The 23,594-nt window shown below is 37.4% G+C and carries 16 protein-coding genes, 3 tRNA genes, 1 other RNA gene and 1 pseudogene; 15 read left to right on the top strand and 6 right to left on the bottom strand.

Annotation, left to right across the window (positions count from 1 at the left end):
- The first annotated feature begins 11 nt into the window (after positions 1–11).
- The 8 genes from parE (at position 12) to SMA_RS04540 (ending at position 7,624) form a co-directional block, all read left to right on the top strand.
- Entirely contained in the window at positions 12–1,961 is a 1,950-nt protein-coding gene (parE, locus tag SMA_RS04505; RefSeq protein ID WP_014294439.1) for a DNA topoisomerase IV subunit B, read from the top strand.
- A 95-nt stretch (positions 1,962–2,056) separates the two neighbouring features.
- Positions 2,057–4,468, top strand: a complete 2,412-nt coding sequence (gene parC, locus SMA_RS04510) for a DNA topoisomerase IV subunit A (RefSeq protein WP_014294440.1) — start codon at positions 2,057–2,059, stop codon at positions 4,466–4,468.
- A 126-nt stretch (positions 4,469–4,594) separates the two neighbouring features.
- Positions 4,595–5,617, top strand: coding sequence for a branched-chain amino acid aminotransferase (locus tag SMA_RS04515; RefSeq protein ID WP_014294441.1), 1,023 nt, complete (start codon positions 4,595–4,597; stop codon positions 5,615–5,617).
- Between the two features lie 66 nt (positions 5,618–5,683).
- Positions 5,684–5,914 (top strand): DUF2969 domain-containing protein, encoded by a 231-nt coding sequence (locus SMA_RS04520; RefSeq protein WP_012961904.1) that lies wholly within the window; start codon positions 5,684–5,686, stop codon positions 5,912–5,914.
- Between the two features lie 61 nt (positions 5,915–5,975).
- Positions 5,976–6,056 (top strand) — tRNA-Tyr (locus SMA_RS04525).
- 33 nt (positions 6,057–6,089) lie between these two features.
- Positions 6,090–6,161, top strand: a tRNA-Gln gene (locus SMA_RS04530).
- Between the two features lie 127 nt (positions 6,162–6,288).
- Positions 6,289–7,485: a 30S ribosomal protein S1 gene (rpsA, locus tag SMA_RS04535; RefSeq protein ID WP_014294442.1), complete on the top strand. Its 1,197-nt coding sequence runs from the start codon at positions 6,289–6,291 to the stop codon at positions 7,483–7,485.
- 67 nt (positions 7,486–7,552) lie between these two features.
- Positions 7,553–7,624: transfer RNA gene (locus SMA_RS04540), tRNA-Arg, on the top strand.
- A gap of 427 nt (positions 7,625–8,051) precedes the next feature.
- Here the strand turns inward: SMA_RS04540 and SMA_RS04545 are convergent.
- The 3 genes from SMA_RS04545 to SMA_RS04555 all read right to left on the bottom strand — a co-directional run bounded on the left by SMA_RS04545 (position 8,052) and on the right by SMA_RS04555 (position 9,904).
- The gene (locus SMA_RS04545) at positions 8,052–8,747 is read right to left on the bottom strand and encodes an LrgB family protein (protein ID WP_014294443.1); all 696 of its coding nucleotides are present in this window, start codon (positions 8,745–8,747) and stop codon (positions 8,052–8,054) included.
- On the bottom strand, positions 8,740–9,120 hold the full coding sequence (locus tag SMA_RS04550) for a CidA/LrgA family protein (RefSeq protein ID WP_014294444.1): 381 nt from the start codon (positions 9,118–9,120) through the stop codon (positions 8,740–8,742). The genes SMA_RS04545 and SMA_RS04550 overlap by 8 nt, the downstream gene beginning before the upstream one ends.
- 172 nt (positions 9,121–9,292) lie before the next feature.
- Complete coding sequence (locus SMA_RS04555; RefSeq protein ID WP_014294445.1) at positions 9,293–9,904, bottom strand: TVP38/TMEM64 family protein; 612 nt, start codon at positions 9,902–9,904, stop codon at positions 9,293–9,295.
- 90 nt (positions 9,905–9,994) lie between these two features.
- Between SMA_RS04555 and ssrA the strand changes: the two genes are divergently transcribed.
- Positions 9,995–10,345: a transfer-messenger RNA gene (gene ssrA, locus SMA_RS10895) on the top strand.
- Positions 10,346–10,523: 178 nt separating this feature from the next.
- On the opposite strand, the gene SMA_RS04560 is transcribed toward ssrA, so the two are convergent.
- The 3 genes from SMA_RS04560 to SMA_RS04570 are packed head-to-tail and all read right to left on the bottom strand — an operon-like array spanning position 10,524 to position 12,374.
- Positions 10,524–11,297 carry a hypothetical protein gene (locus SMA_RS04560; protein ID WP_014294446.1) on the bottom strand — a complete coding sequence of 258 codons (774 nt, stop codon included), beginning with the start codon at positions 11,295–11,297 and terminating at the stop codon, positions 10,524–10,526.
- Between the two features lie 8 nt (positions 11,298–11,305).
- The gene (locus SMA_RS04565; protein WP_014294447.1) at positions 11,306–12,004 is read right to left on the bottom strand and encodes an ABC transporter ATP-binding protein; all 699 of its coding nucleotides are present in this window, start codon (positions 12,002–12,004) and stop codon (positions 11,306–11,308) included.
- 1 nt (position 12,005) lies between these two features.
- On the bottom strand, positions 12,006–12,374 hold the full coding sequence (locus SMA_RS04570) for a GntR family transcriptional regulator (RefSeq protein WP_014294448.1): 369 nt from the start codon (positions 12,372–12,374) through the stop codon (positions 12,006–12,008).
- Between the two features lie 177 nt (positions 12,375–12,551).
- Between SMA_RS04570 and SMA_RS04575 the strand changes: the two genes are divergently transcribed.
- From SMA_RS04575 to SMA_RS04600, 6 genes and pseudogenes are all read left to right on the top strand, one after another.
- On the top strand, positions 12,552–15,659 hold the full coding sequence (locus SMA_RS04575; RefSeq protein ID WP_014294449.1) for a DNA polymerase III subunit alpha: 3,108 nt from the start codon (positions 12,552–12,554) through the stop codon (positions 15,657–15,659).
- Positions 15,660–15,750: 91 nt separating this feature from the next.
- On the top strand, positions 15,751–16,767 hold the full coding sequence (gene pfkA, locus SMA_RS04580; protein WP_014294450.1) for a 6-phosphofructokinase: 1,017 nt from the start codon (positions 15,751–15,753) through the stop codon (positions 16,765–16,767).
- 81 nt (positions 16,768–16,848) lie between these two features.
- Entirely contained in the window at positions 16,849–18,351 is a 1,503-nt protein-coding gene (gene pyk, locus SMA_RS04585) for a pyruvate kinase (RefSeq protein WP_014294451.1), read from the top strand.
- Between the two features lie 367 nt (positions 18,352–18,718).
- The gene (gene lepB, locus SMA_RS04590; protein ID WP_014294452.1) at positions 18,719–19,276 is read left to right on the top strand and encodes a signal peptidase I; all 558 of its coding nucleotides are present in this window, start codon (positions 18,719–18,721) and stop codon (positions 19,274–19,276) included.
- A 197-nt stretch (positions 19,277–19,473) separates the two neighbouring features.
- Positions 19,474–21,288, top strand: coding sequence for a glutamine--fructose-6-phosphate transaminase (isomerizing) (gene glmS, locus SMA_RS04595; RefSeq protein ID WP_014294453.1), 1,815 nt, complete (start codon positions 19,474–19,476; stop codon positions 21,286–21,288).
- Between the two features lie 522 nt (positions 21,289–21,810).
- Positions 21,811–23,589 (top strand): annotated as a pseudogene (locus SMA_RS04600) (PTS mannitol transporter subunit IIBC).
- The last annotated feature ends 5 nt before the right edge of the window (positions 23,590–23,594 follow it).

Here is a 23,594-nt window from a genome sequence, read left to right on the forward strand (position 1 = left end):
GGAGGTCACTTTTGGCTAAAAAAGAAATTAATGTAAATAATTATAATGACGATGCGATTCAGGTCTTGGAAGGATTGGATGCTGTTCGTAAACGTCCAGGGATGTATATCGGTTCAACAGATGCGACTGGTCTTCATCACTTAGTTTGGGAAATTGTCGATAATGCTGTCGATGAGGCACTTTCTGGTTTTGGTAATCAGATTGACGTGATTATCAATTCTGACGGTAGTGCGACAGTTAGTGACCAAGGACGTGGAATGCCTACTGGTAAGCACGCTATAGGGATTCCAACAGTTGAGGTTATCTTTACCGTTCTCCACGCAGGTGGTAAATTCGGCCAAGGTGGCTATAAGACATCTGGAGGTCTGCATGGAGTGGGTTCTTCGGTTGTTAATGCGCTTTCTCGCTGGCTTGAAGTTGAAATCACACGTGACGGTGCCGTTTACAAGCAACGTTTTGAAAATGGTGGGAAACCAGTTACTACGCTAAAAAAAATCGGTACAGCACCAAAATCAAAATCAGGGACAAAAGTCACTTTTATGCCTGATGACACAATTTTCTCGACAATTGATTTTAAGTTCAACACGATTGCTGAGCGCTTGAAAGAATCTGCTTTCTTGCTTAAAGATGTGACATTGACTTTAACAGATAATCGTCCAGAAGAAGCAGAATATTTGGAATTTCATTATGAAAATGGGGTGCAAGATTTTGTTGAATACCTCAATGAAGATAAGGAAACGTTGACACCAGTTATTTCAGTTACAGGTGAAGACCAAAATTTCCAAGTTGAAGTCGCTCTCCAATATAACGACGGTTTTTCTGATAATATCCTTTCTTTTGTTAACAATGTTCGTACAAAAGACGGTGGTACGCATGAAACTGGTCTAAAATCAGCTATTACTAAGGCAATGAATGATTATGCTCGTAAGTCTGGTTTGCTGAAAGAAAAAGATAAGAATTTAGAAGGTTCTGATTACCGTGAAGGCTTGTCAGCGGTGCTTTCAATTCTTGTGCCAGAAGAACATTTACAATTTGAAGGGCAAACCAAAGACAAACTTGGAAGCCCATTAGCACGTCCAATTGTTGACGGAATCGTTTCTGAAAAATTAACGTATTTCCTTTTAGAAAACGGCGAAATTGCTTCAAACCTTGTTCGCAAAGCAATTAAAGCGCGTGATGCCAGAGAAGCAGCTCGCAAGGCGCGTGACGAATCACGTAACGGTAAGAAAAATAAAAAGGATAAGGGCTTGCTTTCTGGTAAATTAACGCCAGCACAGTCTAAGAATCCTAAGAAAAACGAATTATATCTGGTCGAAGGGGATTCTGCCGGTGGTTCAGCTAAACAAGGTCGTGACCGCAAATTCCAAGCGATTCTACCATTGCGTGGTAAGGTGTTGAATACGGCAAAAGCCAAGATGTCTGACATTGTAAAAAACGAAGAAATCAATACCATGATTTACACAATTGGTGCGGGGGTTGGTGCAGAATTTAACGTTGAAAATTCTAACTACGATAAGATTATTATCATGACCGATGCCGATACCGACGGTGCTCACATTCAAACGCTTTTATTAACGTTCTTTTATCGTTATATGCGTCCGCTAATTGAGACTGGACACGTCTATATTGCCCTTCCACCTCTTTATAAAATGTCAAAAGGGAAAGGCAAGAAAGAGCAAGTGGAATATGCATGGACAGATGGCGAGTTAGAAGAATTACGTCAAAAATTTGGTAAAGGTGCTCAGCTACAACGTTACAAAGGTCTTGGGGAAATGAATGCTGACCAACTTTGGGAAACAACCATGAATCCAGAAACACGCACCTTAATTCGTGTAACAATTGAAGACTTAGCACGTGCCGAACGCCGTGTCAATGTCCTCATGGGCGACAAAGTTGAACCACGCCGTAAATGGATTGAGGACAACGTCAAATTCACTCTAGAAGAAAATACGGTGTTTTAATCAGTCGTTGAAAGTGACCAGTAACGCTCTATTATCTGTTTAAAATGATGGGCTTAAATTATAATTTTTGATGTAAGATAAAAAGGATAATAAACATGTCAAATGTACAAAATATGTCTCTTGAAGACATTATGGGAGATCGTTTTGGGCGATATTCCAAATATATTATTCAAGAGCGGGCTTTGCCAGACATTCGTGATGGCTTGAAACCTGTTCAACGCCGTATCCTTTATTCAATGAATAAAGACGGCAATACCTTTGATAAAGGTTTCCGTAAATCGGCGAAATCCGTCGGTAACGTTATGGGTAATTTCCACCCACACGGTGACTCTTCAATTTACGACGCCATGGTGCGTATGAGTCAAGATTGGAAGAATCGTGCAACTTTAATTGAAATGCACGGTAACAACGGTTCTATGGATGGTGACCCACCAGCTGCCATGCGTTATACCGAAGCACGCTTGTCAGAAATTGCGGGTTATTTACTCCATGATATTGACAAAGATACGGTTCCTTTTGCTTGGAACTTTGATGATACTGAGAAAGAGCCAACGGTTTTACCTGCGGCCTTTCCAAACCTTTTGGTAAATGGTGCGACAGGGATTTCAGCAGGTTATGCAACGGATATTCCGCCACATAATTTAGCAGAAGTGATTGATGCGGTTGTTTACCTCATTGATCATCCTAATGCTAAATTGGATAAATTAATGGAATTCTTGCCTGGACCAGATTTTCCTACTGGTGCGATTATTCAAGGTAAAGATGGCATTCGTAAAGCTTATGAGACTGGTAAAGGTCGTGTTGTGGTTCGCTCACGCACAGACATTGAAAGCCTCAAAGGTGGTAAAAAACAGATTGTCGTTACAGAAATTCCTTATGAAGTTAATAAAGCGGTACTTGTTAAGAAAATCGATGATGTTCGTGTGAATAATAAAGTGCCTGGTATCGCGGAAGTTCGTGATGAATCCGACCGTGATGGTCTGCGTATTGCTATTGAGCTTAAAAAAGACGCTGACGAACAAACTGTTCTCAACTATCTTTTGAAATACACAGATTTGCAGGTGAATTACAATTTCAACATGGTTGCCATTGATAACTACACACCACGTCAGGTTGGTATCGTTCCAATGTTGACAAGTTACATTGCGCACCGTAAAGAAATTATCGTTGCTCGTTCGAAATTTGATAAAGAAAAAGCTGAAAAGCGCCTTCATATCGTGGAAGGTTTGATTCGTGTGATTTCGATTCTTGACGACGTTATTGCTCTTATTCGTGCGTCTGAAAATAAAGCTGACGCTAAAGCAAATTTGAAAGCTAGCTATGAATTCTCGGAAGAACAAGCCGAAGCAATCGTCACATTGCAATTGTACCGTTTGACAAATACTGATATTGTAACGCTTGAAAAGGAAGAAGCAGAGCTTCGTGAACGTATTACAATGCTTAAAGCCATTATCGGTGATGAACGTACCATGTACAATGTCATGAAACGTGAATTGCGCGAAGTTAAGAAAAAATTTGCTACACCACGTTTGACAGAATTGCAAGCTGAAGCTGAAACGATTGAAATTGATGTGGCAAGCTTGATTGTTGAGGAAGATACCTTTGTTAGCGTAACGAAAGGCGGTTATATCAAACGTACCAGTCCACGTTCTTACAACGCTTCGACAGTTGAAGAAATTGGAAAACGTGATGATGATGAGTTGATTTTCGTAGCACATGCTAAGACAACACAGCACTTGCTGATTTTCACAAATCTTGGTAATGTCATTTACCGTCCAATCAATGAATTGACTGATATTCGTTGGAAAGATATCGGTGAACACTTGTCACAAACCATTACCAACTTTGCGACTGATGAATACGTTTTGTATGCTGAAATTGTTGATGATTTCGGTTCACAAACCTACTTTGCTGCAACAAAACTTGGACAAATCAAACGCTTTGAACGCAAGGAATTCACACCTTGGCGCACTTACAAATCAAAATCAGTTAAATACGCTAAGTTAAAAAATATTGATGATAGTGTTGTTACCATCTCACCAATTGCGTTAGACGACGTAATGATTATGACACACAACGGTTATGCACTGCATTTTAATATCGAAGAAGTGCCAGTCGTTAGCGCAAAAGCAGCAGGGGTCAAGGCAATCAACCTTAAAGACGATGATTTCGTAGCCTCAGCCTTTGTTGCCAATACAGATAGTTTCTTTATCTTAACACAACGTGGTAGCCTTAAACGTATGGCGACAGAGGTTATTCCAGCTACAAGCCGTGCTAATCGTGGTTTGCAAGTCTTACGCGAACTCAAATCAAAACCACATCGTGTCTTTATGGCTGGACCAGTTCATGCTTCTGATGATGTTGAAACATTAGAAGTCCGTTCAAATAAAGGAGCTGTTTACCAAGCTATTTTAGAAGATTTAAACCTTTCTGAACGTACAAGTAACGGTTCATTTATCTCGGATAAAATTTCTGATGAAGGTGTATTTAGCGCACGAATCAAATAAATTCATAAGTCGGGGAAAAGTCCCCGATTTATTTTCAAAATAAATTTTCAGAATTTTATGAAAAACCACTTGAAAAAAGATTTAAAAAGCGTACAATAAGATAAAAATAAAGAAAGAGGATTTAACATGACAGTAGATTTAGACTGGGAAAACCTAGGATTTTCCTATCATAGATTACCATTTCGCTATATTTCATATTACAAAGACGGTAAATGGGATGACGGACAATTAACAGAAGATGCAACACTTCATATTTCAGAATCGTCTCCAGCTTTGCATTATGGTCAACAAGCGTTTGAAGGCTTGAAAGCTTATCGCACAAAAGATGGCTCTGTTCAATTATTCCGTCCAAATATGAATGCAGAACGTTTACAACGCACAGCAGACCGCCTTCTTATGCCACAAGTGCCAACCGAAAAATTCATTGATGCCGCTAAGCAAGTTGTGCGCGCCAATGAAGAATTCGTCCCACCATATGGTACAGGTGCAACTCTTTATCTACGTCCTCTTTTGATTGGTGTTGGTGATATTATTGGTGTTCACCCAGCTGATGAATATATTTTCACTATTTTTGCCATGCCAGTTGGAAATTACTTCAAAGGTGGCTTGGCGCCAACAAACTTCTTGATTCAAGATAAATATGACCGTGCTGCACCGAATGGAACAGGTGCTGCAAAAGTTGGTGGTAACTACGCAGCAAGCCTTCTTCCAGGGAAAGTAGCACACGACCGCAAATTCTCTGACGTTATTTATCTTGACCCAACTACTCATACCAAAATTGAAGAAGTCGGTTCAGCAAACTTCTTCGGTATTACAGCGGATAATGAATTTATCACACCGCTTAGCCCATCTATTTTGCCATCCATCACAAAATATTCGCTTCTTTACTTGGCAGAGCACCGCTTTGGTATGAAAGCTATCCAAGGTGAGGTAAAACTTGATGAATTGGACAAATTCGTTGAAGCTGGTGCTTGTGGTACAGCAGCCGTTATTTCACCAATCGGTGGTGTTCAACACGGAGATGACTTCCATGTCTTTTATAGCGAAACAGAAGTAGGTCCTGTAACCCGTAAACTTTATGACGAGCTTGTTGGTATCCAGTTTGGTGATATTGAAGCTCCAGAAGGTTGGATTTACAAAGTTAACTAAAAAACGAAAGCTTGCTCTTGCAAGCTTTTTCGTTTTCATGTAAAATGGGTAAAGTGAGGTGAAAGAATGAGCAAAAAAGATAAGAAAATCGAAATTCAACTAGCTGATGCTAAGGTTGAAATCAATAATGCAAAAGTCGAAGGCTATACTTTAACAGCTGGTAAAAAAATCATTGGTGAAATTGCTGAACTAGACGGTAAATTTGCAATTGTCAAGAATGGAGAAGTCGAAGCATTCTTCAAGACATTAGAACAAACGATTGAAAGTATTATTGAAAATTACAATCTTAATCGCTAAAAAAAGCCGAAAAGTACTTGCAAGAGAACAAAAACTATGCTAGAATAGTTTTTGTTGTAACGGAAGGGTAGCGAAGAGGCTAAACGCGGCGGACTGTAAATCCGCTCCTTCGGGTTCGGGGGTTCGAATCCCTCCCCTTCCATTCTAAGAGAAGTCTTAGAATGTACATTTTTTTTGGGGTATAGCCAAGCGGTAAGGCAAGGGACTTTGACTCCCTCATGCGTTGGTTCGAATCCAGCTACCCCAGTCAAAGGTATCAAGTTTTGGCTTGACACCGTCAAAGATAAAAGTTGTTGTCGTTGCGGGTTACCTTGAGAAATATTATTGTTGTCAAAAGTTAGCATTACCTAGCTTTTGTTGGAGGATTTTTTAGAATGAATGAATTTGAAGATTTGCTAAACAGTGTTAGCGAAGTAAAACCTGGTGATGTAGTCACTGCGGAAGTTTTAACTCTTGATAATGATCAAGCAAACGTTGTCATCGAAGGAACAGGTGTTGAAGGTGTCCTTACACTTCGTGAATTGACTAACGAACGTGATGCTGACATCAATGACTTTGTTAAAACTGGCGACACAGTTGAAGTTCTTGTTCTTCGTCAAGTTGTAGGTAAAGATACTGATACAGTTACTTTCCTTGTCTCTAAAAAACGCTTGGAAGCTCGCAAAGCTTGGGAAAAACTTGTTGGTCGTAAAGATGAAGTTGTTACTGTTAAAGGTACACGTGCTGTTAAAGGTGGTCTTTCAGTTGAATTTGAAGGAGTTCGCGGATTCATCCCAGCCTCAATGATCGACACTCGTTTTGTACGTAACACTGAAAAATTTGTTGGTCAAGAGTTTGAAGGTAAAATTAAAGAAGTTGTTCCAGCTGAAAACCGCTTCATTCTTTCACGTCGTGAAGTTATTGAAGAAAAAGCTGCTGCAGCTCGTAAAGAAGTCTTCTCTAAGCTTGAAGAAGGTGCAATTGTTAAAGGTAAAGTTGCTCGTTTGACAAGCTTTGGTGCTTTCATCGACCTTGGTGGTGTTGACGGACTTGTTCACGTGACTGAATTGTCTCACGAACATAACGTATCACCTAAATCAGTTGTTTCTGTTGGTGAAGAAGTTGAAGTTAAAGTTCTTTCAATTGACGAAGAAGCAGGTCGTGTATCACTTTCGCTTAAAGCTACAACACCTGGGCCTTGGGATGGCGTAGAACAAAAACTTGCTACTGGTGATGTTGTTGAAGGTAAAGTTAAACGTTTAACTGACTTTGGTGCTTTCGTTGAAGTATTACCTGGTATCGATGGACTTGTTCACATCTCACAAATTTCACACAAACGTGTTGAAAATCCAAAAGATGTCCTTTCAGTAGGTCAAGAAGTTAACGTTAAAGTTCTTGATGTTAACGCTGCTGCAGAACGTGTATCACTTTCTATCAAAGCTCTTGAAGAACGTCCCGCACAAGCTGAAAATGAAGAAAAACGTCAATCTCGTCCACGTCGTCCAAAACGTGAAGCTAAACGTGATTACGAACTTCCAGAAACTCAAACTGGATTCTCAATGGCTGACTTGTTTGGCGATATTGAATTATAATAAAAAGAAAAGACCTGTTAAACAGGTCTTTTCTTTTTACTTTGATATGGTATAATATAATAAGTTGCCACTCTTAGTGTAATGGATATCACGCAAGATTCCGGTTCTTGAAATAGGGGTTCGATTCCCTTAGGGTGGAGAGTTATAATCTACCTAAAAAGCCTTGAAATCAAGGCTTTTTGAAGTATAAGAATGTATTCATTTTGAAGAGCTTTAGAGTCACTTAAGGACATTTCCAAATAAAAAAACAAGGTATTTGCAGATCTTTTTTACCTAAATATCTAAGATAATGTTTGTATTTGGTACAGTACCTTAAAAAACTATTAGAGTACGGATGATATAACTTAAAAAGTTTGTTATGTTTTGAATTAACTTGACTCATAATTTTTGGGAAAGAAAATTAGGGGAATCTTCCTTAGAAAGATTGAATTGTTGCTGCAGTTTTTATGCATGAATTGGCTAGGATTTTTGAGTAGCTATTGTTTTCTTGCTAAGATTTATAGCTTGAATTTCTACATAGTAAAAAAGTCTGAGATGATTTCTCAGACTTGGTTCTTATACTAGTGTTATTTCAGAATAATTTGAGCAACAATTGGGCTAATAATAACATATACGATTCCTGTTACGCCAATGGCGAGACCAGCCATTGCGCCTTCGACATAACCATATTTTAAGGCTGTACCTGTTCCGATAGCGTGTCCTGTACCACCAAGACTTAATCCAATCGCTACTGGATCATCAATTATTAAAAGTTTTAGAAAAACTGGACCAAGAACGCTAGTTAAAATTCCAGTGATGACAACAACGACAAGGGTAACTGTTGTAATTCCGCCCATTTTGTCGGTGATTCCAACTGCCATAGCAGTTGTTACAGATTTGGGAAATAAAGAAATAGCTAAGAGGTATTTAATTCCAAAAATTTTAGCGATAAGTGCTGTGAATGTAGTGTTAACGATACAAGCGATAAAAATACCTGACAGAATGCTTCTGATGTGATGTTTCATTAGGTGAAATGAGCGATAAAGCGGTATTCCAAGTGCGACAGTCGAAGGAACGATAAGCATGTTTAGGTAGCTTCCTCCAACGTAATAGTCGGAATACGAAATGTTACTTATTTTTAGAAAGGCGATAATAAAACAAGTTGCTAGAAGTAATGGTGTTGTAATGGGATGCGGAAAACGTCTAAAAATTAACATTCCCATTAAATAAGCAAGAATTGACACCATTATACCAAAGATTGGATTTGTGATAACCTCATTCATGACGGACTCCTTTATCGACGTAATCTCCTTCAAAACGTTTTTTGATAAATTGCACAACAAAACCGATAACGGCAATATTTAGGAAGATCGCGCCTAAAATAATGATAGTAATAGGAAGCAAGTAGTCCTTAATATCGTTAAATTTTTCCATAATCCCAACAGCTGCAGGCAAAAAAAGAATGGTCATATTATTCAATAAAAAATTTCCGACAACGTCAATGTGTCTAAGGCGGATAATTTTAAATTCGAGCGCAAGAAAAAGTAGCACTAGCCCAATAATGCTACCAGGAATAGGTAAATGCAACAAATTCGAAATTGCCTCTCCAATAAATGAAAAGACCAGAATAATCATAAATTGAACGTATAACTTCATTAGTAAACTCCTTCGTTATAAGTCTACTACTATGTAGGGATTTTTCAAGGTTATTGAAACGTTTACATGAAAATTTCATGTAAATATGGTGAGTTTCATCATGTCAGTAGAAGTAATACGAAGATGATTTAGAAATAAAAATAGGGTAAATCAAATTACCCTAACCTTTAATTTAATGCAAAATCATTTTGATAAGGTCGCCACCAAAAATCCAAATATAGCTATATGAAATAATGGAAATCGGTTTTGCGAGCATGATAATTAGAATAAAACGTCTTAGAGAAATACGTGTCAGTCCAGTAATCATCACCAATACATCAGCAGGAGATATCGGTGACAACATACAAAGGATAAAAAATATCTCAAATCCCTTTGTTTCAAGTCTTGCTTCGTATTTATAAAAATTTTTTTCATTTGCAAATAGCAAAATAAATTTTCTTCCATAGATACGGACGAGCAAGAAGAGGATAATACTTCCAATGATAATTCCAAGATAATTGTACAAAAAACCAAGCCAAGGACCGAAAATAAGGAAGCCAGCTATGGTTGTTACACCACCAGGGATAACTGGGAAAACAATTTGAAAAATTTGAACCAAAACAAAAATTAATGGTCCCCAGAATTGGTGACGTTGGACAAAATCTTTCAAGGCGTTGCTATCATTCAAGATTCCTAATCGGTAAAACCAAACCACTAAAGTTAAAGTACCAATCAAGGCTAAAATTCCTAAAAACTGGATTAGTCGCTGAAAAAAAACATAGCGCTTAGATATTTTCGTTTTCATAATGTTATCATATCATAAGTGATTTTTTTTTGCTATTTTTAACTTTATCTGTTATAATACTCATAGTGGTTTTCCATTTTTATAATATCTGGGGTCGTTACGGATTCGACAGGCATTATGCGGTACATTTTGCAACTCATCGGCAGATGTAAAATTGCCAGTTAAATATAACTGCAAAAAATACAAATTCTTACGCTGTAGCTGCCTAAAAAACAGCTCGCGTGATCTCTACAGAATTGCTTGTGTTTTGCTAGAGGTTTCATTGATTAACAAGCTACGTTTGGTTATTGTCTAGCTGACCAAAAAGAGATTAATAGACTCGCTTCATCTAGGTTTGAGTTATGTATCGAGATTAAGTTAAACTAAAAACATAACCTATGGTTGTAGACAAATGTATTGGCAGGTGTCTGGACGTGGGTTCGACTCCCACCGGCTCCATCAAAGCTTTTCATAGTTTAGTAAAGTTTTTCAAAACGTTGATATATCAGCGTTTTTTATTTTTATGTTTTGTCTAGTTTGTGTTTCTGAGAGTCTTGTTTTAGGTTTCTTGATTGAAAGAACTATGTGATTTGAAACGGATTGTTGTACAATAGAAAAAGCATCAGCTTGGCTGATGTCTCTATTGAATATTTAGCTTGTTTTTTAATAGATAGTTAGTTGCAAAGTAAAATACAATCCCCTCAATAAGACATTCAATCCCAAAATAAGTAAAAAGATTAATATTAATATCAAATGTGTCTCTTGTGAGTTGACTACTAATCGTTTCAGATAAAATAATGACGATGGTAGCAATAGCGAAGCAAGCAACAAAGCCCATGAGCGCGCGTCTATCCGTAAACAATTGTCCAACAGCAATAGCAAGATAAATCATTAAAATACCTGAAAGACTTGATAGAATGAAACAAATGAAAAGAATTAACCATTCAGTTGGTGTAAAGAGGGATGCAAAGTAAGGAAGAGCCATTAAAAATCTTCCGACACCAGAAATTGGTAAGACAAGAAGAGTAATTCCGATTACTAGGACAATAGCATTGAAAACAGTCCATATAAATGAAGCAATAAGTTTAGAGAGAATTAGTTGGTGAGAGGAGACAGGCAGTGTTAATGTTAAATAACCTTCGCACCCAAAGACATTTTTATAAAATCGACGAATAATAATCACCAAAGTTGCAATCCAAGCACCAGCAACTAACACACCAAAAATTAAAGCTAAGATAATTGGAATAAACTGAGCGAAGTGTGCAGAGTTGATTCCAGACTGATTTTGGGCATATGCTTCAAGAGATCTTATACTAAAGCCAAGGAAAAATGAAATGGCAATAACAGAAGCATTGAGAGCAAAATACCACTTGCCAACGGATTTTAGTTCGTATTTTAAAAGTTTTGAAAACATAATTCCTCCTAAGCTTTATATTTTTCACGAAAGAGTAAGTCAATTGATTTACCATACTCTTCACGAATATCATCGGTATTTCCTTGTAAGATCACTTTTCCTTCTTTAAGAAAGACGATTTCATCAAGAATGGGTTCAATTTCAGCGATTAAATGTGTTGAAATAACAACTGAAGCATCTTCACAGTAATTATTAATAATTGTGCGTAGAATGTATTCTCGTGCTGCTGGATCAACACCGCCAATCGGTTCGTCAAGAATGTATAGCTTAGCTTGGCGGCTCATGACTAGAATGAGTTGGACTTTTTCTTTATTTCCTTTAGATAAATTTTTGAGTTGCTCATCAGGATTGAGATCTAAGTCTTCTAAAAGATGCTCAGCTTTTTCACGTGAGAAATCATTATAGAAGTCCTCGAATAATGTCAAAGCATCCTTGATTTTCATATTTTCTCGCAAGTAAGACGTGTCAGGTAGATATGAAACGATTTTCTTTGTTTCCACAGAAGGGCGATAACCGTCAATGACAATATCGCCAGTGGTTGGGTGAAGAAGTCCATTCATTAATTTTATGAGTGTTGTTTTACCACTGCCGTTTGGACCGAGTAAACCAATAATTTTACCAGCAGGAAGGCTGAGTGTAACATCATCGATAGCCACATGCTTTTTGTATTTTTTGGTAACGTGATGCAGTTGGAGCAGTTGTGTCATCCTAATTTTTCTCCTTGATATAAGATTCTAATACAGAAACGATGTTATCGATTTGGAACCCCATCTTTTGCATATTGTTAACAAATGATTGGAGTTCAGCTTCGGCAACTTCGCGACGTTTTTGCATGATAAGATCGGTATCTTCTGTTACAAAACGCCCAGATGTTCGTTGAGAGTAAACCATACCTTCACGTTCTAATTCTGAAAAGGCACGTTGCACGGTGTTGGGATTAACACCAGCTTCTTCGGCAAGTTCACGGACAGTTGGGAGTTGGTCACCGATTTTAATTTCTTGACTGATAATCTGCATTTTGATATGCTGTACGATTTGAACGTAAATGGGTGATTTTTCATCAAATTTCCAGGACATACGATACCCCTTTCTATTTAATTTTCAAAGAAGTCTTGTACTACATAAATGGTACAGAAATAAGTTTGAAAAGTCAAGGAAACTGTCGTCTTTATTTCCTATTTATATTAAAAACTAAATTTAATACTATTTTAGTGTATAATAGAACTAAGTATTTTAACGAAAGGAGCATTTTTTATGTTTGCCCAGTTAGACACGAAAACTGTCTATTCTTTTATGGATAGCTTGATTGACTTAGAAGGGTATGTTAAAGCAGCTAAATCTTTAGGTTATCAAACAATTGGAATTATGGACAAGGATAATCTTTACGCAGCCTTTCATTTTATTGAAGAGGCTAAAAAACAATCCTTGCAGCCTGTTGTTGGGTTAGAGTTATCTTTTGCCGTTGAGGAGACACTATCGTTAAAACTCTACCTACTTGCGCAAGATACAACCGGTTATAAAAATTTGATGAAGATTTCGAGTAAACAGATGTCTTCAGACATTCAGTTAGACGAACTCTCTGATTATTTGACTGGTGTAGCCATAGTAGTGCCTTATTTCGAGGAATTAGAGACATTGTCGCTTCCTTTTGATTACTACATTGGGGTTGATGTTAATTCTCCTCAAAAAGCATATGAAAAGCCGATTTTTCCGCTTTATACGGTTCGTTATTTTGAAACTAATGAGGTGGAAACTCTTCACATGCTACACGCTATTCGTGATAATATTAGCTTAAAAGATGCTCCGCCTGCATCTCAAGGACAAAATCTGTTAGCTTGTGATATTTTGACACAAGCGTTTAGAGAGACATTTCCGCAAGCGTTAGAAAATCAGGAAAAGCTCATATCAAACATTCATTATGAGTTTGACACAGATTTAAAATTGCCAAGATTTAATCGTCAAAAGCCAGCACAGGAAGAATTGATTGAACGAATAGAAGCGGGATTGCGAGCTAAAAATTTGTGGCTGCCAGCTTATCAAGAGCGTTTAAAAAAAGAACTATCAGTTATCCATAAAATGGGCTTTGATGATTATTTCTTAATTGTCTGGGACTTGTTACGTTTTGGTCGAAGTCGCGGTTATTATATGGGAATGGGACGTGGTTCAGCTGCGGGAAGCTTGGTTTCTTATGCCCTTGATATTACAGGAATTGACCCAGTTAAAAATAACCTACTTTTTGAACGTTTCTTGAATGAAGAACGTTACAGCATGCCAGATATTGATATTGACCTGCCAGATGTGTATCGTAGCGAGTTTCTTCATTATGTGCGTAATCGTTACGGGAGTTTGCATTCAGCGCAGATTGTAACGTTTTCAACCTTTGGAGCAAAACAAGCCATTCGTGATGTTTTTAAACGATTTGGGGCTCCTGAGCATGAATTGACAAATATCACGAAAAAAATCAGTTTCAGAGATACTTTAACGTCGGTTTATGAGAAAAATCTTTCTTTCCGTCAGATTATTAATTCTAAAATTGAATATCAAAAAGCATTTGCGATTGCAAAACGTATTGAAGGCAATCCACGTCAGACCTCTATCCACGCGGCAGGGGTTGTTATGAGCGATGATAATTTAACAGAATATATTCCGTTAAAAGCTGGCGAAGACATGATGATTACGCAGTATGATGCTCAAGCAGTTGAGGCAAATGGTCTTTTGAAAATGGACTTTCTTGGCTTACGTAATTTGACATTTGTCCAACGTATGCAAGAAAAAGTTGCTAAAGATTATGGGGTCACTATTGATATTAAATCAATAGATTTAGAGGATAAAAAGACATTAGAATTATTTGCGGCTGGCAAGACCAAGGGAATCTTCCAGTTTGAACAAGCTGGAGCAATTAATCTTTTGAAACGTATTCAACCACGTCAATTTGAAGATATTGTTGCAACGACTAGCTTAAACCGACCAGGTGCTAGTGATTACACTGAAAACTTCATCAAACGTCGTTTTGGGCAAGAAGAAGTGGATTTAATTGACCCATTGGTAGCACCGATTTTAGAGCCAACTTATGGCATCATGCTTTACCAAGAACAGGTTATGCAAATCGCTCAAATTTATGCTGGCTTCACTCTTGGAAAAGCGGATTTGTTACGTCGTGCCATGTCTAAGAAAAAGGCTGATGATATGCAAAAAATGGAAAGTGATTTCTTAGAAGGAGCGCAACGATTAGGACGTCCACTTGAAACGGCAAAGGATTTATTTAGTCGTATGGCAAAATTTGCTGGGTATGGTTTTAATAGAAGCCACGCTTTTGCTTATTCAGCTTTGGCTTTCCAACTGGCTTATTTTAAAGCGCATTATCCTGCTGTTTTTTACGACGTTATGTTGAATTATTCTAGCGCTGATTATATTACAGACGCTCTAGATTCACAATTTAAAGTTAAGAAAATCGATATCAATACCGTTCCATACAGCGATAAAATTTCAGATGGACAGATTTACCTTGGCTTAAAAAATCTAAGAGGTGTTCCACGCGATTTATGCTACTGGATTATTGAAAATCGTCCATTTAGCTGTGTTGAGGATTTCTTAACACGATTGCCAGAGAATTATCAAAAGAGAGAGATGATTACACCTCTTGTAGAAGTTGGTGCTTTTGATCAATTTGATAAAAATCGTCGAAAAATCATTGAAAACCTTGACCCCCTCTTTATCTTTGTCAATGAGCTCGGGAGTCTATTTGCGGATACGTCTTATAGTTGGATTGAGACAGAAGATTATCCAAATGCTGAAAAATACCGCTTAGAGCAGAGTTTGTTAGGCGTAGGAATTAGCCCACATCCGCTTTTAGAAATCGCAAGGCAATCCACAAAAGATTTTACAGCGCTAGCAGATTTGCAAGAAAATACCGAAGCAACTATTTTGGTAGAACTTAATCAGATTCGTGTCATCAGGACAAAAACGAAAGGTGAGCAAATGGCATTTTTGAGTGTTACAGATACTCAGAAAAAATTCGATGTTACCTTGTTCCCAGAAACCTTTGCGCGTTTCAAAGATGAGCTTCAAGAAGGAAGATTTTATTACCTTACTGGAAAAATTCAGAATCGAAACAACCGCTTGCAGATGATTTTAAATCATATTCAAGAAGCAAGTAGTGAACGATTATGGCTCTTACTTCCAAATCATCTCCACGATAATGAAATTTCTAAGATATTATCACAATATCCAGGAAACATTCCAGTGATTTTACACTATCAAGATAGTAATCAAACATTGCAAAGCCAAAGACATTTGGTTCAAAGGACAACTGAGCTTATTGAAGCGCTATCAAGTTATACTCTGAAAACGATTTATCAATAAAAAATTAAGTAAAAATCAAATAAAGTGAAGCTTTTTACAAAGTAATGTGCTATAATAAGGACGTTAGATTAATAAAAGGAGTATTAGCAAAATGAAACGTATTGCTGTTTTGACTAGTGGCGGCGACGCTCCTGGTATGAATGCTGCTGTTCGTGCAGTTGTTCGTAAAGCAATTAAAGAAGGAATAGAAGTTTTCGGAATCAACCGTGGCTATGCTGGTATGGTTGAAGGCGATATCTTCCCATTGGATGCTCAAAGTGTGTCAAATATTTTGTCACATGGTGGTACATTCCTTCAATCTGCTCGTTATCCTGAGTTTGCAACTCTTGAAGGACAATTAGCAGGTATCGAACAACTTAAAAAACACGGTATTGAAGCTGTCGTTGTTATCGGTGGTGATGGTTCTTATCATGGTGCTATGCGCTTAACTGAACATGGTTTCCCAGCTGTCGGTATTCCAGGTACGATTGATAACGATATCGCTGGTACAGATTATACTATTGGGTTTGATACAGCTGTTAACACAGCTATGGAAGCTCTTGATAAAATCCGTGATACATCATTCAGTCACAAACGTACTTTCGTTGTCGAAGTAATGGGACGTAACGCTGGGGATATCGCTCTTTGGTCTGGTATTGCTGCAGGTGCTGACCAAATCATCATCCCTGAAGAAGAATACGACATCAAAGACGTTGTTGCAAAAGTTAAAGATGGTTATGAAAACAGAGGTAAAGAACGTCACCTAATCGTTCTTGCTGAAGGTGTTATGCATGCTGAAAAATTTGCTGAATTGATGAAAGAAGCTGGAGATACTAGCGACCTTCGTGCTACAAACCTTGGTCACATCCTTCGTGGTGGTGCTCCATCACCTCGTGATCGTGTTCTTGCTTCTTGGATGGGTGCACACGCCGTTGAACTTCTTCTTGAAGGACGTGGTGGACTTGCTGTTGGTATCCACAACGAAGAATTGGTAGAAAGCCCAATCCTTGGAACAAAAGAAGAAGGTGCATTGTTCTCATTGGCAGAAGAGGGAAACATTATTGTTAACATGCCTCACAAAGCACGCCTTGACTTTGCTAAATTAAACCGTGACCTTGCTCACTTATAGTATTGTATTTATAGATTAAAAATTATTATTGTTATTAAAAGTCGTTAAATCGACGAAAAATAAAGGGAGTTTCATATTATCATGAATAAACGCGTAAAAATCGTTGCAACACTTGGTCCTGCGGTAGAAATCCGCGGTGGTAAAAAATTCGGTGAAGATGGATATTGGGGTGAAAACCTTGATGTTGAAGCATCAGCTCAAAAAATCGCTGAATTGATTAAAGAAGGTGCGAACGTCTTCCGTTTCAACTTCTCACACGGTGACCACGCAGAACAAGGTGAACGTATGGCAACTGTACGTCGTGCAGAAGAAATTGCTGGTCAAAAAGTTGGTTTCCTTCTTGACACTAAAGGTCCAGAAATCCGTACTGAACTTTTTGAAGGTGACGCTAAAGAATATTCATACAAAACTGGTGAAAAAATCCGTGTTGCCACTAAACAAGGTATCAAATCAACTCGTGAAGTTATCGCATTGAACGTTGCTGGCAATCTTGACATCTACGATGATGTTGAAGTTGGTAAACAAATTCTTGTTGATGATGGTAAACTTGGTCTTCGTGTTATTGCTAAGGATGATGCAACTCGTGAATTCGAAGTTGAAGTTGAAAACGATGGTATCATTGCTAAACAAAAAGGTGTAAATATTCCTTACACTAAAATCCCATTCCCAGCTCTTGCTGATCGTGACAACGCTGATATCCGTTTCGGTCTTGAACAAGGTCTTAACTTTATCGCTATCTCATTCGTACGTACTGCAAAAGACGTTAACGAAGTTCGTGCTATCTGTGAAGAAACTGGCAACGGACACGTTCGTTTATTTGCTAAAATCGAAAACCAACAAGGTATTGACAACATTGATGAAATCATCGAAGCTGCTGACGGTATCATGATTGCTCGTGGTGACATGGGTATTGAAGTACCATTCGAAATGGTTCCAGTTTACCAAAAAATGATTATCACTAAAGTTAATGCAGCTGGTAAAGCAGTTATCACAGCAACTAACATGCTTGAATCAATGACTGAAAAACCACGTGCTACTCGTTCTGAAGTATCTGACGTATTCAACGCTGTTATCGATGGTACTGATGCAACTATGCTTTCAGGTGAATCTGCAAATGGTAAATACCCAGTTGAATCTGTTCGTGCAATGGCTACAATTGGTAAAAACGCTCAAACTCTTCTTAACGAATACGGACGTCTTAATCCATCATCATTCGCTCGTACTTCTAAAACAGAAGTTGTGGCTTCAGCAGTTAAAGATGCAACAAGCTCAATGGATATCAAACTTGTCGTAGCTCTTACCGAATCTGGTAACACTGCTCGTCTTATCTCTAAATACCGTCCAGATGCTGACATCTTGGCTATAACATTTGACGAAAAAACTCAAAAATCACTTATGATTAACTGGGGTGTTATTCCAGTTGTAACTGAACAACCTGCATCAACTGATGACATGTTTGAAGTTGCTGAAAAAACTGCCCTTGAATCAGGATTGGTTCAATCAGGTGATAACATCGTTATCGTCGCTGGTGTTCCAGTTGGTTCAGGTAATACAAACACAATGCGTATCCGCACTGTAAAATAGCCTAAATAATAAAAAGCCTATCATATCAAGCTTTACGGCCTGTGTGATAGGGCTTTTTTATATTGTGGGGCATTTTGGGGCAAACTAAAGTGGTAATTCATTAATCGTGTCCACAACTTTATCTTTCATTTTATTTGTAGAGAGCAAAATATTTCTTTGTATCGAAGTCTGCTTGATTTTTTGAAAGTAAGTATCCGTATCTTTCCAATCTAATCTAAAAATTTTTCTTTATTCTAAATTATTTCACTTACTCTATATAGGCTGTTATGTTTACGTGTTAGAGGCTTTTTCTTGATTTTGGGGTTAAATGATCTACTTTTTTTATACAATGAAAAATGATATAATAGAACAAAGAATAGGAGAAATTATGGTAAAGCGCGATTTTATTCGAAATATTATTATAGCTTTGATAGCTATTTTGGCGATATTCTTGTTGAGGATTTTTGTTTTTTCAACATTTAAAGTTCATGAAGATGCGGCTAATTCGTATTTGTCGAATGGGGATATTGTAGTTGTCAATCGTAATCGGACTCCTCAATATAAGGATTTTATTGTTTATGAAGTTGATGGTACTTTTTATATTAGTCGTGTTATTGCGACTGCTGGTGAAAGTGCGACAGTTATGGATGATATCCTATATATTGACAACGAAGTTCAAAAAGAACCATACATTAGCCAAATTAAGTCTGAATATCTATCGACATCGGATAATCAACAAGCCTTTACATCTGATTTTTCTGTTAATACTATCACGAATGATAAATATAGCGATGTGCCAAAGGGAAGTTATCTGGTATTAAACGATGACCGTCAGAATACAAATGATAGTCGTACATTTGGTCTGATTAAAGAAAGTCAGATACGTGGTGTCGTCACGTTTAAACTATTACCACTAAGTAAATTTGGCTTCATCACAACAGAGTAGCAGTAGCTGCTCTGTTTTTTTATTAGATATACCAATCGATAATTGGTATATCTAAAATTATACCAATTTAATTGTTGACAATATAAAAATAAAGTTATAAACTGATTTTGTTAGGTTTTAGGAAGTCTTTATTAGACTATACCAATTTAAAAAATGAGAAAGAATTAGCAAGTAAAGTCTTGCTAAAGGTGAAAATTATGTGTGGTATTGTTGGTGTTGTAGGAAATAAAAATGCAACAGACATTTTGATGCAAGGTCTTGAAAAGCTCGAATATCGTGGTTATGATTCTGCTGGAATTTACGTGACTAATGGTACAGATCAAGGACGTTTGATTAAATCTGTTGGACGTATTTCAGATCTTCGTGCTAAAATCGGTATTGATGTGGCAGGATACACAGGAATTGGTCACACACGTTGGGCAACTCATGGTCAAGCAACAGAGGCAAATGCTCACCCACATACATCAGAAACAGGACGTTTTGTCTTGGTTCACAATGGTGTCATTGAAAACTATTTGCAAATTAAAGAAACATATCTTTCAGAACATCATTTGAAGGGTGAAACAGATACAGAAATTGCTGTTCAATTAGTTGGACAATTCGTTTCAGAAGGTTTATCAGTTCTTGAAGCTTTCAAGAAAGCTTTGACTATCATCGAAGGTTCATACTCTTTTGCCCTTATTGATGCAGAAGATGCAGATACGATTTATGTTGCTAAAAATAAATCACCACTTTTGATTGGTTTAGGTGATGGTTACAACATGGTATGTTCAGATGCGATGGCAATGATTCGTGAAACAAGTGAATTTATGGAAATTCATGATAAAGAATTGGTTATCTTGACTAAAGATTCTGCGACAGTTACTGATTACGAAGGCAATGAAATTGAACGCGAATCATACACAGCTGAGCTTGATTTGTCAGATATTGGTAAAGGAACTTACCCTTACTATATGTTGAAAGAAATCGACGAACAACCAACTGTTATGCGTAAATTGATTAATACATACTCAGACAGCGAAGGAAATATGGTTGTTGATCCTGATATTGTTAAAACAGTACAAGAGGCTGACCGCATTTATATCTTGGCAGCAGGGACTTCTTATAATGCAGGTCTTGCATCAAAAGCAATGCTTGAAAAATTGACAGACACGCCAGTTGAGCTTGGAATTGCTTCAGAATGGGGCTACAATATGCCACTTTTGAGCAAGAAACCAATGTTTATCTTGCTTAGCCAATCAGGTGAAACGGCTGACAGTCGTCAAGTTTTGGTAAAAGCCAATCAAATGGGGATTCCAAGTTTGACAGTTACTAATGTTCCTGGCTCAACGTTATCACGTGAAGCAACTTATACAATGCTTTTACACGCTGGGCCTGAAATTGCCGTTGCATCAACTAAAGCTTACACAGCACAAATTGCTACTTTAGCCTTTTTGGCTAAGGCTGTCGGTGAAGCAAACGGCAAAAAAGAAGCGCTTGAGTTTGACTTGGTACATGAACTATCTATCGTTGCACAATCTATCGAAGCAACGTTGTCAGAAAAAGATGTGATTGCTGAAAAAGTGGAATCATTGCTTAAAACAACTCGCAATGCTTTCTATATTGGTCGTGGCAATGATTACTATGTTGCGATGGAAGCAAGTTTGAAATTAAAAGAAATTTCTTACATTCAATGTGAAGGATTTGCTGCAGGAGAATTGAAACACGGTACAATTTCATTGATTGAAGATGGTACACCAGTTCTTGGTTTGATTTCATCAAGCGAAGCAATTGCTAGTCACACACGTGGTAATATTCAAGAGGTTTCTGCGCGTGGTGCAAATGTGTTGACAGTCGTTGAAGAAGAATTAGCTAAACCAGGAGATGATATTGTTGTTAACCAAGTTCATCCATATTTAACAAGCATTTCAATGGTAATTCCAACACAACTCATTGCTTACTTTGCTTCTCTACAACGTGGTCTTGACGTTGATAGACCACGTAATTTGGCAAAAGCGGTTACTGTTGAATAATAAGATTTATAGAAAATATGACTACCAAACATATGTTTGGTAGTTTTTTTATTTGCAAAAATACTGATTGGTTTGAAAAAAGTTTAAAGTTGTTTTTAAATTACCATACAACTAAGAAAAATTTTGCTTAAAAGGTTGGGAGTCATGGTTGAGTTTTGTAACTCTGTGAGAAAGCGATTACAATATATTTAGATATAATTTCTAAAAGTTATTACCATTTTGTGATGAAAAATTTTTTAACAAGAATTCTGATAATTCATTCACTACAACAAAAACTTGCAAGTCGTTTTACCATCACGTAATTCTAAATAACATTCCTAAATGATTTCAGGAGTAGGTTTTAGTGCATCTATTTTACAGGTGAAACTTGGAAAATATCGTCACTCATTTATACGAGTGCTTTTTATTTTTGTACAGGATATCAAGTATCTAACCATTTGTCACAAATTTTGTGACAAAGCTTGAGTGTAAAACGCTTATATCAAAGATTATAATGGACTCAAGAATAAAGAGGAATCTCTGATGGAAAATAAAAGTTCATTGAAAGTGAGAGTTCAAAAGTTAGGGACTGCACTTTCCAACATGGTTATGCCCAATATCGGAGCATTTATAGCTTGGGGGATTATGGCGACTTTGTTCATTGATACAGGGTAGATTCCAAATTCTACGCTGAATGTCATGGTATCACCAATCTTAACGTATTTGTTACCTTAGCTGATTGGATACACGGCTGGTTATAACGTTTATGGTCAACGTGGTGCTGTCATTGCTGCAATAGCGACATTTGGTGTCATTGCGGTTCATCAGTAACAATATTTATTGGTGCCATGGTAATGAGACCATTAGGAGCTTGGTGCATTAAGAAATTTGATGAAAGATTCCAAGAAAAAATTCGTCCTGGTTTTGAAATGCTGGTTAATAATTTTTCAGCTGGAATTATCGGATTTATTCTTATCATCTTGGCATTCTTAGCTGTCGGACCAGTGGTTTCTAGTTTGACTGATGCTATTGGTGTTGGAGTTCAGGCTGTCATCAATGCTAAATCAATGCTAAATTACTGCCAATCGCTAATATCCTTATCGAACCTGCGAAAGTGCTTTTCCTTAACAATGCACTTAACCACGGTATTTTCACACCTTTGGGAACTGAACAAGTAGCCGAAACTGGAAAATCTATTTTGTTCTTGCTAGAAACAAACCCAGGTCCAGGGCTTGGTATCTTGCTTGCTTATTCTATCTTTGGTAAAGGTTCAGCAAAATCTTCAACACTTGGAGCAATTATCATTCATTTCTTGGGTGATATTCATGAAATTTACTTCCCATACGTCATGATGAAACCAATGTTGTTCTTTGCAGCAATTGCTGGTGGTGTGACAGGAACATTTACTTTCCAACTTCTTGGAGCAGGTTTATCGGCAGCAGCTTCTCCAGGGTCTATCATCGCTATTTTGGCAATGACACCTCGTGGTGGTTACCTTCCAGTTCTTGCAGGTGTCTTAATGGCAACGATTGGTCATTCCTTGTAGCTGCCATTATCCTTAGAACAGATAAATCAGAAGGTGATTCTCTTAAATCTGCTCAAGCTGCTACACAAGCTGCAAAAGCTGAATCAAAAGGTCAAGAAACTTCAACATCGGATGATGTTAAAGCTGTCACTTCAGAAGAAGTTCAACAAATTATCTTTGCTTGTGACGCTAGTATGGGAAGTTCGGCTATGGAAGCTTCAATCTTACGTGACAAAGTTAAAAAAGCTGGACTTGATATTCCAGTATCTAACAAAGCCATTTCAAATCTAACTGATACTCCAAATACTTTAATTGTCACTCAAGAAGAATTAGCTGAACGTGCAGCGTAAAAAACACCAAGTGCAGTTCATATGAGTGTTGATAATTTCTTAGCTACTCCAAAATATGATGAAATTGTTTCTGCGCTAAGTGGCGAATCTGCTGGTGTTCAACCTGTTAATCAAGAATCTGCTGACGCTGCCAATACTGAAAGTAATGAAATTGACCTTAATCAAATTGACGAAGTTATCTTTGCTTACGGCAAAGCAAGAGGCTCAGTAACAATGGGTGAAGCAACCTTAAAAGCAATCTTTAAAAATAAATCAATCAGTATTCCAGTTGCAAAAGAAGCAAATGACCAACTCGGAAAATTCAATGCGAAGAACATTCTTATCGTGTCAACGATTGCAAATCAAACAGAAGTACAAAAATATGCGCAAAATGCACAACTTTTGATAGTAGATAGTTTGGTAACAACTCCCGAATACGACAAAATGGTTGCTCAAATGTATAAATAATGATG

Origin of the sequence: Streptococcus macedonicus ACA-DC 198 (assembly GCA_000283635.1) — a bacterium.
Taxonomy (GTDB): Bacteria; Bacillota; Bacilli; order Lactobacillales; family Streptococcaceae; genus Streptococcus; species Streptococcus macedonicus.